Source organism: Azospirillum agricola, assembly GCF_020005195.1.
GTDB classification, from domain to species: Bacteria; Pseudomonadota; Alphaproteobacteria; order Azospirillales; family Azospirillaceae; genus Azospirillum; species Azospirillum agricola.
Window position 1 is genome coordinate 154,938 of the sequence record NZ_JAIFZR010000003.1, and the last position, 16,479, is coordinate 171,416.

General features: G+C 62.8%; 14 protein-coding genes. 5 read left to right on the forward strand and 9 right to left on the reverse strand.

From position 1 onward, the window contains the following. Positions 1-123: 123 nt before the first annotated feature. Positions 124-1,221, reverse strand: a complete 1,098-nt coding sequence (locus JN22_RS08735; protein ID WP_211099613.1) for a tetratricopeptide repeat protein — start codon at positions 1,219-1,221, stop codon at positions 124-126. Positions 1,222-1,540: 319 nt separating this feature from the next. Here JN22_RS08735 and JN22_RS08740 point away from each other — a divergent pair, with 319 nt between their 5' ends. The 3 genes from JN22_RS08740 to JN22_RS08750 all read left to right on the forward strand — a co-directional run bounded on the left by JN22_RS08740 (position 1,541) and on the right by JN22_RS08750 (position 4,133). Then, complete coding sequence (locus tag JN22_RS08740; RefSeq protein WP_085553586.1) at positions 1,541-2,524, forward strand: Gfo/Idh/MocA family protein; 984 nt, start codon at positions 1,541-1,543, stop codon at positions 2,522-2,524. 308 nt (positions 2,525-2,832) lie between these two features. Continuing rightward, positions 2,833-3,237: a hypothetical protein gene (locus JN22_RS08745; protein ID WP_143268240.1), complete on the forward strand. Its 405-nt coding sequence runs from the start codon at positions 2,833-2,835 to the stop codon at positions 3,235-3,237. Between the two features lie 23 nt (positions 3,238-3,260). Then, positions 3,261-4,133 (forward strand): class I SAM-dependent methyltransferase, encoded by an 873-nt coding sequence (locus JN22_RS08750; protein ID WP_085553588.1) that lies wholly within the window; start codon positions 3,261-3,263, stop codon positions 4,131-4,133. Here JN22_RS08750 and JN22_RS08755 read toward each other — a convergent pair. After that, entirely contained in the window at positions 4,085-5,782 is a 1,698-nt protein-coding gene (locus JN22_RS08755; protein WP_085553589.1) for a hypothetical protein, read from the reverse strand. The two genes, JN22_RS08750 and JN22_RS08755, sit on opposite strands and share 49 nt — an antisense overlap. A 38-nt stretch (positions 5,783-5,820) precedes the next feature. Here JN22_RS08755 and JN22_RS08760 point away from each other — a divergent pair, with 38 nt between their 5' ends. After that, on the forward strand, positions 5,821-6,942 hold the full coding sequence (locus JN22_RS08760) for a glycosyltransferase (RefSeq protein WP_179166094.1): 1,122 nt from the start codon (positions 5,821-5,823) through the stop codon (positions 6,940-6,942). Positions 6,943-7,011: 69 nt separating this feature from the next. Here the strand turns inward: JN22_RS08760 and JN22_RS08765 are convergent, their stop codons facing one another. The 7 genes from JN22_RS08765 to JN22_RS08800 form a co-directional block, all read right to left on the reverse strand. Further along, a complete protein-coding gene (locus JN22_RS08765; protein ID WP_085553591.1) occupies positions 7,012-7,956 on the reverse strand; it encodes an NAD-dependent epimerase/dehydratase family protein in 945 nt (314 codons plus the stop codon). Further along, on the reverse strand, positions 7,941-8,126 hold the full coding sequence (locus JN22_RS08770) for a hypothetical protein (RefSeq protein ID WP_143268242.1): 186 nt from the start codon (positions 8,124-8,126) through the stop codon (positions 7,941-7,943). Before JN22_RS08770 ends, JN22_RS08765 begins: the two co-directional genes overlap by 16 nt. Positions 8,127-8,137: 11 nt before the next feature. After that, positions 8,138-10,054, reverse strand: coding sequence for an asparagine synthase (glutamine-hydrolyzing) (gene asnB, locus JN22_RS08775; protein WP_085553592.1), 1,917 nt, complete (start codon positions 10,052-10,054; stop codon positions 8,138-8,140). A 28-nt stretch (positions 10,055-10,082) separates the two neighbouring features. Further along, positions 10,083-11,063, reverse strand: a complete 981-nt coding sequence (locus JN22_RS08780; protein ID WP_211099614.1) for a class I SAM-dependent methyltransferase — start codon at positions 11,061-11,063, stop codon at positions 10,083-10,085. Positions 11,064-11,100: 37 nt separating this feature from the next. Beyond that, positions 11,101-12,252, reverse strand: a complete 1,152-nt coding sequence (locus tag JN22_RS08785; protein ID WP_085553594.1) for a DegT/DnrJ/EryC1/StrS family aminotransferase — start codon at positions 12,250-12,252, stop codon at positions 11,101-11,103. Positions 12,253-12,258: 6 nt separating this feature from the next. Then, positions 12,259-13,827, reverse strand: a complete 1,569-nt coding sequence (locus JN22_RS35195) for a Gfo/Idh/MocA family oxidoreductase (protein ID WP_085553595.1) — start codon at positions 13,825-13,827, stop codon at positions 12,259-12,261. A gap of 271 nt (positions 13,828-14,098) precedes the next feature. Then, positions 14,099-15,259 (reverse strand): aromatic ring-hydroxylating oxygenase subunit alpha, encoded by a 1,161-nt coding sequence (locus tag JN22_RS08800; RefSeq protein WP_085553596.1) that lies wholly within the window; start codon positions 15,257-15,259, stop codon positions 14,099-14,101. Between the two features lie 109 nt (positions 15,260-15,368). Here JN22_RS08800 and JN22_RS08805 point away from each other — a divergent pair, with 109 nt between their 5' ends. Continuing rightward, positions 15,369-16,469 carry a 3-oxoacyl-ACP synthase III family protein gene (locus JN22_RS08805; RefSeq protein WP_085553597.1) on the forward strand — a complete coding sequence of 367 codons (1,101 nt, stop codon included), beginning with the start codon at positions 15,369-15,371 and terminating at the stop codon, positions 16,467-16,469. Positions 16,470-16,479 lie beyond the last annotated feature (10 nt).

Consider the following 16,479-nt stretch of genomic DNA (forward strand, 5'->3'; position numbering starts at 1 on the left):
CGGCCGCTATGCATGGCCATGAAATGATGCGAACGCTTCAGTGGAATATTTTCCCAATCATACGAACCAAGCGCTTTCATCGGGTTAATTCGCCAGCCATTTCCCCACCTTCTGGTCATGCACTCAGGCAGCGGTTTTCCCGCCTCTGGATGCAATCAGCGCTTCCAGCTGATTCCGCGCCCAGGTGATGGAAGGATCAAGCTTCAACGCCGCATTGTAGGTGGCCACGGCCTCGTCGATCCGCCCCAACTCCTCCAGCGTAAACGCCAATCCGGCATGATTGCGTGCATTTTGCGGCCCAAGGGAAATAGCGTGATGATGCAGTTCGAGGGCTTCGGCGTCCCGGCCCTGCCGCTGTCGCGCGTGCGCCAGATTAAGCCAAGCGGAATCACGATCCGGGACGAGGTTGGCAACCCATCCCAGTTGCTCAGCGCCGGAGGCGATCCGGCCAATGGCGATGAGGCAAATGCCCATCTCCATCATGGCTTCAGTCATTTGCGGATCAAGGGCGATGGCCCGCCGCAAGGGACCGAGCGACGCCAGATCCTGCCGGATCCCACGGTATGCGCAGCCGAGCATGAACTGGGTCGGCGCAAAATCCGGCGACAGCCCCGCGGCCTGGATGAGGCTGACCAAGGCGGCCTCCGACCGTCCCTCGCCGAACATCACTTTGCCGATGCGGAAATACTCCTGCGCCAATTCCTCCGCCAGTTCTCCCGTGACTCCGGCAGAACGGCCCAGCGCCTCCTGCGCCCGCTCCACCTCGCCACTCGACAGATGGATCAGCCCAACGAACGCGTGAGCTCCGGGGCAATCCGACCGCCGGGACAACAGCTCCTCCATCCAGGACAGCGCCTCTTCAGGCCGGCTGTTGCGGAAGAGCTCCAGGGATATGCGCCAGCTTGCCTTCCATTCGTAATCGGGATCCAAGGCCGCCGCCGCGCGTCGGATCTGGTCTGCCTCGGCATTCCGGCCGATGCGTTGCAGGGCTTCGGCGAACTGGTGGCTCGCCTCCGGATAGTCGGGCCGGATGTCGAGTGCACGCCGGAAAGCCTCGTGGGCCTGTGATTCGCTGCCCTCACCCAGCAGTGCGCAACCCATGCCGTAATGATAGCCTGCGAAAGTTTCCACCCGAATGCGGTTGCGCCACCCGTCGATGGCTGCCGGCGTCGGCTGCGTTGCGCCGGCCACAGCCCGGCCCGAACCGATTCCAGTAGACAAGACACCCTCCAGTTCATCGACGCAGCCCATCGCGATCGATGACGATGATAGAAGTTGCACCGGAACGGATCAATCCGGATGTCCGCTTGGCCACGTCCTTCAGCACGGGCGCGGCAGAACGATCGACTGGACTTGATGAATTCTGGAGGCCGGACACGGAATGCGACCAGGATCGGATTATTGGAAGAGTGAAGCCGACCTGACGATACAACCAAGCTCTTGCCTTCATCATCTTCGTGAGAGAGGTTGACGGGGCTGTCCATCGCAGCCTGCCACAACCCACGCCGCACCGTGGTCGAAGCCGAGGGAACGTCTGGAAATGAAGCCATTTGCACTGATCGGCGCCGCTGGTTACATCGCACCGCGTCACATGAAAGCGATCAGGGACACAGGCAACGATCTGATAGCCGCTCTCGATCCGAAGGACAGCGTGGGCATACTCGACAGCTATTTTCCGGACGCTCATTTCTTCACCGAATTCGAGCGCTTCGATCGTCACGTCGACAAACAGCGCCGGAAGGGTGAACCGGTCCGGTATGTCTCGATCTGCTCGCCGAACTACCTACACGATGCCCACATACGTTTCGCCCTGCGTGTCGGCGCCGATGCCATCTGCGAGAAACCGCTGGTCCTGAACCCCTGGAACGTCGACGCCCTGGCCGATATCGAACGGGAGTCGGGCCGACGCATCTACAGCGTCCTCCAGCTTCGCCATCATGCCGCCATCCAGGCGTTGCGGGCAAAGGTCGCGGCCTCTCCGAAGGACAAGATACATGATATCGACCTTACCTACCTGACCTCGCGCGGACGCTGGTACCAAGCGAGCTGGAAGGGCAGGATCGAGAAATCCGGCGGCATCGCTACCAATATCGGGGTGCATTTCTTTGACATGCTTGAGTGGGTCTTCGGCCCTCGGCAAAGCTCCATCATGCATCTTCATGAACCCGACGCGGCCGCTGGCTATCTTGAATTCGCGAAAGCCAGAGTGCGCTGGTTCCTGTCGATCAACGCCACCCATCTTCCAGCCGAGATTCTAGCCGCCGGGAAACGGACGTTCCGGTCGATCACGATCGATGGTGAAGAGTTGGAGTTCAGCGAAGGCTTCACCGATCTTCATACCGTTACTTACGAGAACATCCTTGATGGGCAGGGGTTCGGCCTGGAAGATGCCCGCCCATCGATTGAAACGGTGTTCGATATCCGTACGGCGCCCCCACGGGGTATGGTGGGAGATTACCACCCGTTTTGCGCTGCAGCATTCTCTTCCCGTTCAGCCTTGAACGCTGCCCAGGAACATGCCTAGCATGCTGATCCATTCCATTTCAGAATCTTTCGGCAATGAGCCGGCTGATCCACGGCCATCGGTCACAATCGGCGAATGCAATCCAGCGTCTCGCGACAGAATTTCGATCAAGACATGCCTGTGGCTCCGAAGTGTACATCTCCACTTGCACTCCGTTCCAAAGAGCCAATCAACATTCTCTTAACCTAGGGCAGTCCAAATATTGACTGTCGCTTGAATGCATCGGCTGGTGCCGGTATCGTCCCAGCGATTTCAACCGGCGATGTTGCGCCGGCCCGGATCGTTCGGAAAGAGGGCAAGGATTGCAAATGCTTACACTACGTCATACCAGCGATCTTCCTAAGAACACGCCCCTCTTCATCTTTGGCTCGGGCGCCGCCGGGCAGCATGTCCGGAAAGCCCTGGGCAAGGTTCCGGGACTTACCGTGCTGGGCTTCATCGACAGCTACAAGTCGGGAACGTTGGACGGTTTGCCCGTGCACCGGTTCGATGAATTCATCGACAGCCGACCGGCACAATCCGTCGTCGTCATCGCCAGCATGTACGTCAACGAGATGGCCGAGCAACTCGCCGGCAAGGGCATGGTCAATGTTTACAACGGCTATCCCTATGCCATGTCGTTAATCGATCAGGCCGTATTGATTAAAAATCTGATGGTGGTCGGCACGGTGGCGGCGGTGATCGCCGTGCTCGCCGGCTGGTTCCTGTTCTGACCGCTGATTCGCGGAGCGGACCAATGCCCCTTAACATCAATCCTTCGCGCAAGCCTGGCTTCATGAGCTTTGGCTACCGCCCTTGTGGAATTCCCTACCGGGACGCTGTGGGGCGCCTGTTCGGTCATCCGAATCTTTTCAAGCGTCTCCAGGCGCCCGCCATCATGCGAGCTCTTGATGCACAGCCGTCTGACCGGGTCCTCGACCTTGGGTGCGGTGCGGGATTCATGACGGTCGAACTGGCCAAGCTCACGACCGAGGCCATCGGCGTGGACGTCAATCCGGCGCTGCGTGGTTTCCGCATTCCACTGCCGCTGGCGGACCGGTTGCGTTATCTGCAAACGACCGGCGAACGGCTTCCCTTTGCCGATGACTATTTCGATCGCGTGCTCGCCTCGGAGGTGCTGCCGATGCTTCCCGATCCGGGTGATTTCCTGAAGGAGGTCGCCCGTGTTTTGAAACCTGGCGGACGCCTCGTCGTTCCGAACGGCACCGGCCCGCTGGTGATCGAAGAGGCTTATCGGGTGCGTTCGCCACGCCTGGAAAGGCTTGCCCGACAGTATCCCAACCGGATGCCGAAGAGCTATGAGGCGTATTGCGCGGCGCTGCAGGAAAAGTTCGGCACCGCTCAGCGCCATTTCTTCCAGGAAGATGAGGTCGTGGCTCTGCTGAGACAGCATGGCTTCACCGCACGGTCGGTCAGCTACGCCCCCCGCGCCGTTGCCGGCAACTGGATGGCGTGGCAGCAATTCCAACATCATCTCGACCCCAGCCGCTCCTCGGCCTATGCCCAGTCGCGGGGGCTGACCTTCCTGCTGTCTCTGCTGTCGCTCTTCGACCGGAAGGACTATCGCGGCGGATTGATCGTGGTGGCGGAGAAGGCCCTTTCCTTCTGAAAGTCCGGGCCGTCACGCTCCGGTTCGGCCGGACGGACCGGCCCGTAGACGCGATAGGCCGCGTTGTCCATCAGCACCGGCCAGCCGGTGAAGTCGTAATCGATTCCGTAGCCTCGCCGCACATCCGCCAGTTCGGCCTTTGAGACGACCAGCAGCTCCACTCCATGCCGCTCCATGTTCGCGCGGAGACGCTCCGGAGCGGGATAGGGGTATATGCCGGAACCCGCCGGACCGATGAGCTCCTGGAAATCCTGGAAGAGGTGCCCGTCCGGCATATTGGCCAGAACCCACAAGGCACGATGCCGGGTCTCGTAACAAACCGGAAAACAGAGCCGGCCGGGAATGGCGACGAACGTCGTCGGTGGTATCCTCTTCAGTGCGGTGATCAGCGCACCGGCACCCGGAGGGGTGGTAAGCGAGATGAGGGTCGGCGACAGGATGGTGCGGAGTTGGCGGCCGACGCTGTAGACCACGATGGTCAACCACACCACCAGCCCCATCCCACCCTGCCACGCGACCAGCGCTCCCAGAAGGGCCATCGGAAACAAGCCATATTCCAGGTAACGCTCGGCCTCTCCCAGGAACTTCAGCGCATCGGCCAGGATTGCGGTGGTGACCAGCACTGCCGCCAACGCCCACATCTCCAGCCAGGCTTTCATTTCCGTCGAGCTGCCACCGTAGTCCGGTCGCGCTGAAAGAAACCAAGCAAGGAACAACAGCCATGGCACCTCCGGCAGAATGCGCATCACCGGATGCGTAGCGGCCATCCTCCATGCGTCACGCAGCCGGCCCCGGCGGAGGAGGCGGGCCGCGTCGACGAACTGCCTCAGTGAGAAGGATCGTGTGAAGGCGTGGACGTGAACGATCCAGTTGCGGTAGTGGCGGGAGTGGCGGATGGTCCCGCGCAGAACCCGCAGGGCGTAGCCACGGCTCAGCACCGCCGCCGCCAGCATGATCACCGGCAGCGCCAGGACCGGCAGCGGATCCATCCGCAGAGCCGCAAGCGCCAAACAGACGAAAACGACGGCCTGGACACCGAATTTGCTGCTTACGGCCGTGACCGTGAAGGCGACCGCCGCTCCGGCAAGCCATCCGGGATGAAAGGTATGGGCGAAAAGCACGACGGCATACAGGGTGGCGTTGGCCCAGAGAAAGCCGAAGGCACGCTCACCATAGACGCTCGACCGCGCCGGATCACGGATAAGGTAGGGGGTGAGCATCATGCCCACCGCTGCCATCATCGCAACCGGCCGCGCCGCCGCAGAATCCAGCTTACCGCCCAGCAGAGCGGCATCGGTCAGCAGATGATGCGCTCCCGCATAGGCGACGGCCGCGTGAGCGGCCTCCCAGGCCGGCGTCACCATCCATTCGATCCGCTCCAGAAGCCGCCGGGACAGCCATGCGTGCAGCTTATGGAATCCCAGCGGATAATCGGATGGCCCACTCAGGAGAAACTGGTGATCGCTGTCCGGAATGCGCCCTTGATGCTGGCGTATGCTCTCGGTCATGTACAGATGGGTCATGCCGTCGCCGCTGTAACCTGCCAGTGCGAAAGCTTTTGTCGGCAATTGGGGATCATGGTAGAGCCTGAAGGCCATGCGCAGCACAAAGATACAGGCAAAGATGATCGAAGCATCGATCAACAGCATGGATGTCTCCGGAGTTGACCGGCACCGGGCCCCGTATCATGCGTGACCTCGTCCGGCGGCTGCTGGATCGTGCGTTGGTAAGAGTTCTCGGCGGCGGTTTCCGCCCACGCTCGGTGCTGCACGTATCCTACATGGTCCATGTGCCCTACTACACGGTGCAGATCCTCCGGCAGGAGGGCTTCGACGCCGCGTACATGGCGGTCGACGAGTCTCCTCTGTGGGATCGGGCGGATTTCCGTTTCACGCCCAACCACCGCCTGGGCTTCGTGCGTCTGAACGAGTGGTTCTGGTTCTGGCGAATCATGGCGCGTTATGAGACCGTGCATTTTCATTTCATGATCACGCCGTCCGAACTGGGCTGGGAAGTGGAGGAGTTGAAAAGGCTGGGTCGCAACGTGGTCGTCCATTTCCGTGGATGCGAGGCACGCGACCGTGACCGCAACATCGCTCTTCATCCGGTGCTCAACATCTGCCAGGACTGCGATTACCGTCCGCACATCTGCAAGCTTCCCCGCAGCACTCTGCGCCGCGACCTCGCCGCCCGTTACGCGGACCTCATCCTGGTGACCACACCGGACATGCGTGATTTCCTGCCCGAGGCCCAGCACTTCCCATTCTTCGCACCGGTCGATGCGGTCCTGCCGCCGCCGTCCGGTGTGCTGTGGCCCGAGCGTTCGAGATTCAAGATCGTGCACGCCACCACCCACCCGGGCATCGAGGGGACCACCGCCATCCAGGCAGCGGTGGACCGCTTGCAGGCCAAGGGCTACCCCATCGACTTCATCTTCCTGCGCAACGTCAAGCACAGCGAGGTTCTGCAGGCATTGGCGGATGCTGATCTCGCAATCGGCAAGATGAAAATGGGATATTACGCCAATGCGCAGATCGAAAGCCTGTGTTGTGGCGTCCCGACCATCACATGGATTCGCCCGGACCTGATGAGTGCCGAGCTGAAAGAAAGCGGATTCATTTTCTCCAATCTCCATGATTTGGCTGATACCATAGAATATTATTTCAACCATCCCGAAGAACTTGCCTACAAGCGTGCCATCGCCCGCCAATCCATCCTGCGCCTGCACGATAACCGGGCCGTCGCCCGGCAGCTGATCGCCCTCTACGACAGCTTGAGCGAGCACCGGCGGGATGGCATTGCGCGCTGACCGACGTAGCGGACGCTCGCCACCGGACAGGCTGTCCACTCTCTCCGATCGGAAACCTGTGACGGCCCGTCAAGGCTTGCCGCAGGCGGTCGGCCGTTCCATACGCGTGACAGTCGGAATTCCACTCATCCCGCCTCCCCTTTCCCGGCACAGCTCGACCAACCCCTCCTGCGCGCTTACCATCGGTCCGCCAAGGGTCCTGGTCATCAGGCCGATGTCGGCAACCATGTCGCGACCGGCTTGGCCACACTCCGTTACGAAGACCGGCTCACGGTCCAGGATCCGCCCCAGCATTTCTCCAGCCTTGCGCAGGGTCAGCACGTTCGGTCCGGCAATGTTGATGACATGCGAGGCCGTCAGGTCCAGGCTACGGTGGATGGCACGCACTGCGTCGTCCACATGAACCGGGTTGAACGCCATGCCCGCTTCGCCTTTGAGATGGATCGGGCGACCGTCGATCACCGCGTCGCGCAGCCGCGGCATCAGCATCCCAAGGTTCTGGCCCGAACCATAGACGAAGAAGAAACGCAGGACTGCCGTTACGAGCAGACCGGCGAAGGGAGCCGTGAGCGATTCGGCGGCCTGTTTGGCAGCAAAATAGAAGGCGAGTGGTCCCTCGTCTCCATGCAGGGGATCGCCTTCACGCAAGGGGCGCTCGGACCAGCCGTAGAGACCGCCCGTGGAGGCCACCACCATATGCCGCGCTCCGGCCCGCTGCGCCCAGTCAAGCAGGTGCATGCAGGCTCCGGCCGATACTGCATGGATCTCGGCGGCACGCGCCGGGAAGTCACGGTAGTGAGGCGATTGAGCGAGATGCACGATGGCGTCGATCCGCCGCGGCAGCCCGGGTGGCGCCTCCGGGCGGGCGAGGTCATGGACGATCCAGCGTACGCGCGGATCGCCACCGCTCGGAATGCGGCGCGCCACGACCCAGACAGTGTGTTCGTCGATCAGGCGCGCGATCAGCCTACGGCCGATAAAACCGGTTCCGCCGGTGATCAGGATGTCGGCCATGGCATTCTTACGCTCGGCAGGAGATGAGCCGGGGTCTGCAGAGCCCGACTGGCGAATTCGTCAGGCAGCGTTCGCATGTCCGCCGTCACGATGCCGGCAAGGTCGAGCGCCGGCAAGATTTGCAGGATTCCCTGCAGATCACTGGAAAGAAGGATGCGTCCGATCACCATGCCTCCCTGCCTCACAAAATACGGGCGACGTCCCTGGTTGCGGTCACGGCGCCGCCATCCAGGAAAGTGCGGCACCATTGTTCGAGCGAAAGCAGGGACCAGATGAGCAGCCGACGGTTGACGCGGCCGTCCAGATGATCGGCCACCAACGCCTGCACGGTTTCGCGGTCTATGAACTCATAGATACGCGCGCGGCTGTGGAGCAGCATGCGTCGCACATACTCGATGCTTTCGCCACGGAACCAAGTGGCGTCGGGAGCGGAAAATCCCTTCTTTTGCCCTTCGCTGACCCTGTCGGGCACATGCCGCCGCATCGCTTTGCGAAGGATAAGCTTCCCGTCATGGGTCTTATCGAAATACTGCTGGGTCTTCGGTCCCGGCTGATTCTCGTTGAGGCGGATGACTTCGCCCAAGTTGCCCAGTTTCAGACCCACCGGCGTGCGCATGGCGAAATCAACCAGATCATTGTCGAGAAAAGGCACGCGCGTTTCCAGCCCATGCGCCATGCTCAACTTGTCATCGACCACCAAAAGTCCATGAAGGAAAGTTTTCGCTTCCAGATATAATGAGTGATTGATGTAATCTTCAGGTCTTGTCAGATCAGCTGCATGACTATCGAATACATTTCGGAAAATATCTCGGGTGGACAGATCCCGGACGTCACTCCATATCGGACGGAGCAAGGACGGCATCAGGGAGGCTGGGACCAGCCTCTGCCAATACTGGTGGTATTTATCGACATATGCTTCAAAGTTCTGATTGATGACAGCGCGGTAGTAACGCCATGGGTAGCCTCCGAACAGTTCGTCCCCGCCCGTTCCAGCCAGCACCACCTTGCCGAACTTGCTGGCAAGCTGGGCGGCATAAAAGTTCGGGTAGCTCTGCCCGACCCGCGGTTCTTCCAAATGCCAGGTCATGCGGGGCAGGATCCGCTCCATGTCGCCGGCCTTCAGCACCATCTCATAATGTTCGGTTCCGAAGAGATAGGACATGTGCTCGGCCAGTTCGCGCTCGTCCATGCCAAGCTCAAGACCCGACGCCGAATGCAGATCGAAGCCGACGGTGAAGGTCTGCATTTCGGGTTGGTAGCGTGACGCCACCGCCGTCACCGACCCGGAATCGATGCCGCCGCTGAGATAGCTCGACACCGGTACGTCACTGACCAGCTGCCGGCCGACCGCCTGACAAAACAACCGGTCCAGCTCCTCGACATAGGCATCCGACGTCTCGGGCGTCTCCGGTTCGGTAAAAGCGTAGTCCCAATAGCGGTTCAGCCGGGCTTCACCATCGTCCAAGCCAATCCGCAGGATACAGCCGGCCGGCAGCAGACGGACGTTGCGGAACAGCGTCCGGTCGGTGAAAAAGTTCTGGAAGCTCAGATACTCCGCCAAACCGGCCGGGTCCATTTCGGCGCTGAACCTTGGATGCGTCAGCAGCGCCTTGACTTCCGAACCGAACAGGATGGTGGCGCCGGTCCGGGCCCAATAAAGGGGCTTCACTCCGAAACGGTCTCGCGCCAGCAGCAGTTCACGGCGCTCAGCGTCCCAGACGGCAAAGGCGAACATGCCGTTGAAGCGGGAAAGCGCCTCCATTCCCCACTCGGCGATCGCCTTCAGGACAACTTCCGTGTCGCTGCGGGATACGAAACGCTGCCCGGCGGCCTGGAGTTCGGCGCGCAACTCCTGAAAGTTGTAGAGCTCGCCGTTGTAGGTGATGGTAAATCTTCCGTCGGCGGTCGTCATCGGCTGCCGACCACCGGCCGTAAGGTCGATGATGGCAAGACGTCGATGGCCCAGTCCGCAGGGGCCGCAAGTCAGGACACCGTCCCCATCCGGCCCCCGGTGCGCCAGCATGTCGGACATGCGCTGCACCAGCACCGCCGCCGCCGGCTCCCCGTCGAGATTGAGGAGCCCCGCTATGCCGCACACGACCGGTCTCCCTCCATGCCCGGCATGATCAAGCCACCTTCCGCGCGATGACGGCGATCCCAGCATCCTCGACATGTTCGCGCTCGATGATCAAGCCAGCTTCCTCGCACCAGACGCGGACCTCCTGCGGGCTTTGGCGGTGCGCATTACGCGGCGCGTACCAGTCGAAGTTGATGTGGTTCATTTCCTCCAGCGTTAGGTCAGGCCGGTAGAACGCCTTGAAGACATGCCAATAGAACAGCCGCTGCAGATCGATCCGCCCAGCCGGGATCTGAAGCAGATCGATCGCCTCGGGCACCTTGATCTCGAGCTTTAGTTCCCCCAGCGCCTGTCCAAGCCGGGTCAGCGGTATCATCGCCGCCCAGGCATCCTCCGGAGCCATCTCCTGTAGTCGGTCGCGGATGAGGTCGTCGGTGAACTCACGGACCGGCCCCTTGCGCCGGTACACGTAGAACAGGAAGCGTCCGCCCGGCTTCAGCAGCCGCGCCAGACCGAGCAGAGCCTCCCGGGTCGAATCCGTGTGGTGCAGCACGCCTTGCGAATATATGAGGTCGACGGAGGCCGGGCGAAGCGGCAGGTCCATCAGGCTGCATTGCAGAAAGCCCGGCTCCAGTCCCTGGGCGCGGAAGCGCATGGCCGCCGCATCCACGGCGGTGGAAATGTCCACGCCAAGATAGCGCACGCGCCGCAGCCGGTCGCCGAACAGGCCGAGCGCCGAAAGACCGGCGCCGCAGCCCGCGTCGATCAGCAGCGGCCGGTCACCGTGTTCCGCCCACCAGGAGGCATCCGCGACCGGGCCGTACAAGGTCCGGTACCAGTCGCCCAGCAGCTTCAGGCTCTCCGGGCTTTCGAAGCGCCCCTCGCCTCCCCACAGGAAACCAAAGGTGTCTCGTGTCTGCGCCTGGGCCCGCGTGGCGTCGGCCTGTACGCGTGGAATACCCTTATGAACCGTCAGGACACTCCCGTCCAGCGACGCTTGACCGCCCTCCTCCGGCAGCGCGATGCCCAAAACGCCAGCGAGCCACGCCGGCGGTGCGGCGGCTCGGTCAGAGGCTGTGCAGGGTGTCGATGACGTGGGTGTAGTCATCATGCGTCATCCTATTGTGCAGCGGGATCGCCATGCTGTGGCGATCGCAGTCGCGGGCTCCGGGAAAATCGTCGGGACGCAGGCCGAAACGGTCGCGATAGTGCCCCAGCATGTGCACGGCGTGCGTTCCCGGCCGTGTCGCAATGCCCTGCTCCTGCAGGAGTTCCATCATCGCGTTGCGTGAATGGGGAGCCGTTTCCGGATTGACGGAGACGACGAACGCCTGCCATGCATGCCGCCCTTCCTCGGGCTCCGCCGGCAGGCGAAGCCACGGCAGATCAGCCAGGGCTTCGCGGTAAAGGGCGGCGGCGGCGGCGCGCTCGTCGACGAAGCGGTCGAGTTTTCCCAACTGGACGAGCCCCACCGCCCCCTGCAGATCGGTCATCCGATAATTGAAGCCCAGCACGTCGAAGGCCGGCAGAAGGAACGGCTTGGGACCGGTGTGACGAACCTCTTCAGGCGTCGAGGCGCCGTGGTTGCGCAGCATGGCGACCCGTTCGGCCAATACCGGGTCGTTCGTGGTCACCATCCCGCCCTCGCCGGTGGTGATCGACTTGCGCGGATGGAACGAGAAAACTCCGGCGGTTCCCAGCCCGCCGGCCGGGCGGCCGCGGTAGGAGGCGCCGGCAGCGCATGCCGCATCCTCGACGAGATGGACGTCCGGCGGCAGCGCCGCACGGATGGCATCGATTTCAGCGCACCGTCCGAACAGATGGACGGCGATGACGGCGCGGGTGCGCGACGTCAGGCAACGCTCGACCTCGTCCGGGCGGATGTTGAAAGTGTGCGGATCCACGTCGGCGAACACCGGCACGGCGCCGCACAGGAGGACGACATTCACCGTCGACACCCAGGTGAAGGCGGGCACGATGACCTCGTCGCCCGGCCCGATGCCGAGTGCGGCGAGCACCAAATGCAGAGCGGTCGTGCAGCTGGTCGAGGCGAGGGCGAACCGGACGCCGTGCCGTTCACCAAAAGCGCGCTCGAAAGCTGCGACTTTCGGTCCTTGCGTCAACCAGCCGGTTTCGATCGGCTCACGCAACGCGAGCCATTCCTCCTCCCCCATGCAGGGAACGGCGATCGGGATCGGGGGCTTGGGAGCTGGGTTCATCTTCCCTTACGTCTCCGGCACTTCCTCAAGGATGTCCGGGCCAATCTCCCGGTAGCGCTGCCCGGTAGCCGGGCAGACCAGGTCGGAGCCCAATCGCTCGCCTTGGCGGCTTACCCAGCCGATCCGGCGGGCCGGGACACCGGCCATCAGGGCATAAGCCGGCACATCGCGGGTTACCACCGCACCGGCGGCGATCAGGCAGTATTCGCCCAACGTGTGACCGCAGACAATGGTTGCGTTGGCGCCGATGCTGACCCCGCGCTTGACCAGTGTCCGCCTGAAATCCGCCTTGCGCTCGATCTCAGCGCGGGGGTTGATGACATTGGTGAAGACACAAGATGGGCCGCAGAAGACACCATCCTCCAGAACCACCCCCTTGTAGACCGAAACATTGTTCTGGATCTTGCAGTGATCTCCGATCACCGCGTCGGGGCCGATGGAGACGTTCTGCCCAATGTTTACGTTCCGGCCGATGCGCGAGCCGGGCAGTATGTGGCTGAAGTGCCAGATCCGCGTTCCCTCACCGATTTCCCCTGGGACGTCCACATAGGCACTTTCATGAATGCTGACGTTCGGGAACGGTGACGAGGCAGGAGCCGTTCCGATCGCTTCCCCCAGCGACCGGCAGACCTGGGACAGCACACGCGGCACGTCCAATTCCTCGCTGCAACCAGTCCGCCGTGGGGAGCCGGCGGTGATGCAATCGAGAAAATACCGACACTCCTGCCCGAGCGGTTCGTTGGGGGTGAGCACCGCCGGCTCCGCCGGCACAGCCGGAATGAGACCCTGTCCGTCGACGCACTGGCGGTAAAGAATCAGCTTGCGGTCCCAGGGCTCGCCATCATTGAACACGGCTGTCGCCTGTTCGCCAACGACGACCAGCTTCTGTTCCTGAAACGGATGCGGCCATGAGACGAAGGCATGCGCCTGCTCGCCACGGGGAAAGCAGAGTCGGGCCGTGACGGCGTCGACGACACCCGTGCGTGGATTCCGGCCGCTGGTTGCCTCAACGCGCTCCGGCTCGGCTTCAACGAGGGAAAGGATCGTGAAGAGATCGTCCGAGATCAATCCGTACGGAAACTCCTCCCCACAACGGGACTCGCCATGACCAAACCGGTTCGAATAAATGCGGGTCAGCCGCCCCAACTCCCCACGCTGGATCAGTTCCTTCAGGTACAGGAAAGCGGGGTGGCGGCGCATCCGGCGGCCAACCATAATATGCAGACCTTTGGACGCGGCGACCCTACACAGCCGATCGGCTTCGCCGGGGTCCAGGCCCCCCCCCCCCTCAACGAACACATGCTTCCCATGCTCCAGCGCCGCGTGAGCCAATTCAAAATTTCGAACCGCTGGTCCGGCGATGACGATCCCGGCAATGTCAGGAGCGTTCAGCAGGTCGCTGAAATCCAGTCGAGCGGCGCCGTATCGCGCGGCAAATGCGGTGGCTCTGGTTTCGTCATCGTCGCATATGGCCGTGAGTGCGCCCAGTTCCGCGAAAACACGTCCAAGGGCCTCTCCCCGAAAGCCACATCCGATAACGGCAACCCGTGGCGCAGTGCCGGTGCTATCCCGCATTGTCTTTCCCGCATGCAGTCCGAGCAGACTTCCCTCCTGCACCTGGAATCCAGGCCGGCAGCACCGATGGTGAAACGGTAGGCAGTCAACCCTTTCCAAAACGTCAATTTTCCCGTTCCGCATCGGTTCGATGAGTTACCGTGAAAAGCGGAAGGGCGCAAATTATTACACGAGGCATCTGTCTCGGCCAATCTGGCACCACACACCGGCCACTCCGAGGAAGGACTTTGCCACCCGTGCCGCCCCAAGGGCCGTGGCAACAATCCCCAGGCTATTCCTCCCGTCCAACAATTCTGCCGAAACAGCCCCGGTGAAAGGCCCGGATCCGTTCCTCGTTGCGACCAGGCAGCGCCGGCCAGCGGGCCTGCCGCAGCCCCTGCTGCACCGATTCGCTGATTGCCCGATCTTCTTCCAAGACCTTCAGGTTGATCACACGAAGAGATTCTTCGACATGGGTGCGCACCGGTCCAGTCCGCCGGTCCTCCCGCCGCGTCGCCGCCATGAAAAGGTGAAAGCGCAGGCTGCATCGGCCGGGCGCCACCGGATCGTAGGTCTGCACGCTCATCATCGCGCCATGGGTGATGCCGACCGCCAGATTGGGAAAGATCAGGTGGTTCTCGTAGCCGGAATACCGGTCGCTGCCCACCAATCCCAGATGCCTGACGATGCCGTCCCAGTAGCGCTCCCCAGCCGGCGACAGCACGGTACGGCCCGATGAGTGCAGCCCTTCCGTCCGGATGTCCCAGACCTTGCCGAAGAAGGGCTGGAAGGTTTCGGGATGGACGCTGTCGACGTGGTAGACCTCCAGCACGCTTTCCACCCCGACCTTCCAGTCCGCCTCCCAGACGGCCGTCCGGTCCTCGAACCGGTCAGGAAACAGGGCCGAGGCGTGGTCGAGCATGGCACCGCAGGCCCCCAGATGCTCGTCCAGGCCAGAACCGCCCAACTCCAGCCGGACGAAAACGAAGCGGCCGCGCACGCCTACCTCGAAGCGTTGCAGGGCGCGGGCCTGCCGGGCCTGCCGATCCAGCCCGAAGAACGCCTCGTTGCCGGGGATCCCGACCGGTACGCCGTCACGGTTGTAGAGCCAGCCGTGATAGGGGCACTGCAGCCGACGATTGCCACAGGAGCCGTCCTGGATACGGGAGAAGCGATGGGAACAGATGTTGTGAAAGGCCCGCAGTTGGCCACCGAAATTCTGCACGACCACCGAGGTGCCGGCAAGTTCGGCCGTGATGTAATCGTTTTCGGCCGCGAGATCGTCGGTAAAACCGACGAACAGCCAAGAACGACGGAAGATCCGCGTCATTTCATCGCGGAAAACTGCTTCGTCCGTGTAGGCATGGGGTGGCAGGACGCCTGTCGCGTCCACCAGCCCCGGACCGGACGGCCGTACCGGTGGCGGAGCCGGCTGTTCTGTCGTATCAACCATTTCTAAACTCCGCCCTTCCAGGATTGCCGCCACGCTCCTGTTATGCGCCGGGTGATCAGGTTTATCCAATCCCGGGATCTGTCCAAGCCGGGGACGGCGGAGGTTCGAGATGGTCAAGGCGGTCGTCGATGGGGTGCGCTTTGCCGGATTCCAGGCCGCAGTCCCGGCCGACCGCCACTCCTTTCTGGACGATCCTGCCCCCTTCACGCGAGAGGAGGCGGAAAAGCTGGCAGCTTCGACCGGCGTGCGGGGACGGCGCGTCCTGCCACCGCATCTCTGCGCGTCCGACCTCTGCGTGGCGGCGGCGGAAGGGCTGCTGGCACAGATCGGTTGGGAGCCGGGCAGCATCGATGTGCTGGTCTTCGTCTCGCAGGACGCCGACTACAACCTTCCGGCCACCGCCTGCGTCATCCAGCAGCATCTCGGCCTCTCCACCTCCTGCGCGGCGTTCGACGTCAATCTCGGCTGCTCCGGCTTCGTCTACGGCACCTGGATCGCAGCGCGGCTGCTGTCCGGAATCGTGACGGAACCGGGCCGGCCAGGCCGGGCGCTGGTCCTATGCGGCGACACCTCCACCCGCCATCTGCGGCCCGACGACCGCTCCACCCTGCCCCTGTTCGGCGACGCCGGCTCCGCCACCGCGCTGGAACGGGACGAGACGGCCGGGCGCCTCTTCGTGGTCGCCGGTACCGACGGGGCAGGCGCGTCCCACATCCGCATCAAGGCCGGCGGGCGGCGTGACAGCCTGGTGCCTCCCACCGCCCCGCGCAGTCCGGAGGAGGAGGAGCGGCTGTTCCGCGACGCGCGGCTCCATCTGAACGGAGCGGAGGTATTCGGCTTCACCCTGAAGGCGGTGCCGCCGCTGGTGCGGCAGACGCTGGACCATGCCGGAACGACGGTGGACGCCATCGACTGGTGCGTGATGCATCAGGCCAACAAGTTCATGCTGGACCATCTGCGCAAGAAGACGGGCTTTCCCGAGGGCCGCTTCGTCGTCGACATGGAGGAGTTCGGGAACACCAGCTCCGCCTCGATCCCGCTGGCGATCAGCCACCGCCTGTCGACCGATCTGGCGGAGCACCGCCGCCGCGTCCTGCTGGCCGGCTTCGGGGTGGGATGGTCCTGGGGCGCCCTGGTCGGCGACATCGGTCCGCTCCCGCCCCCGGCGGTGGTCGAGGTCGGAAGCGACCGCAAGCCCATGCTGCCATGACGGCGCCACG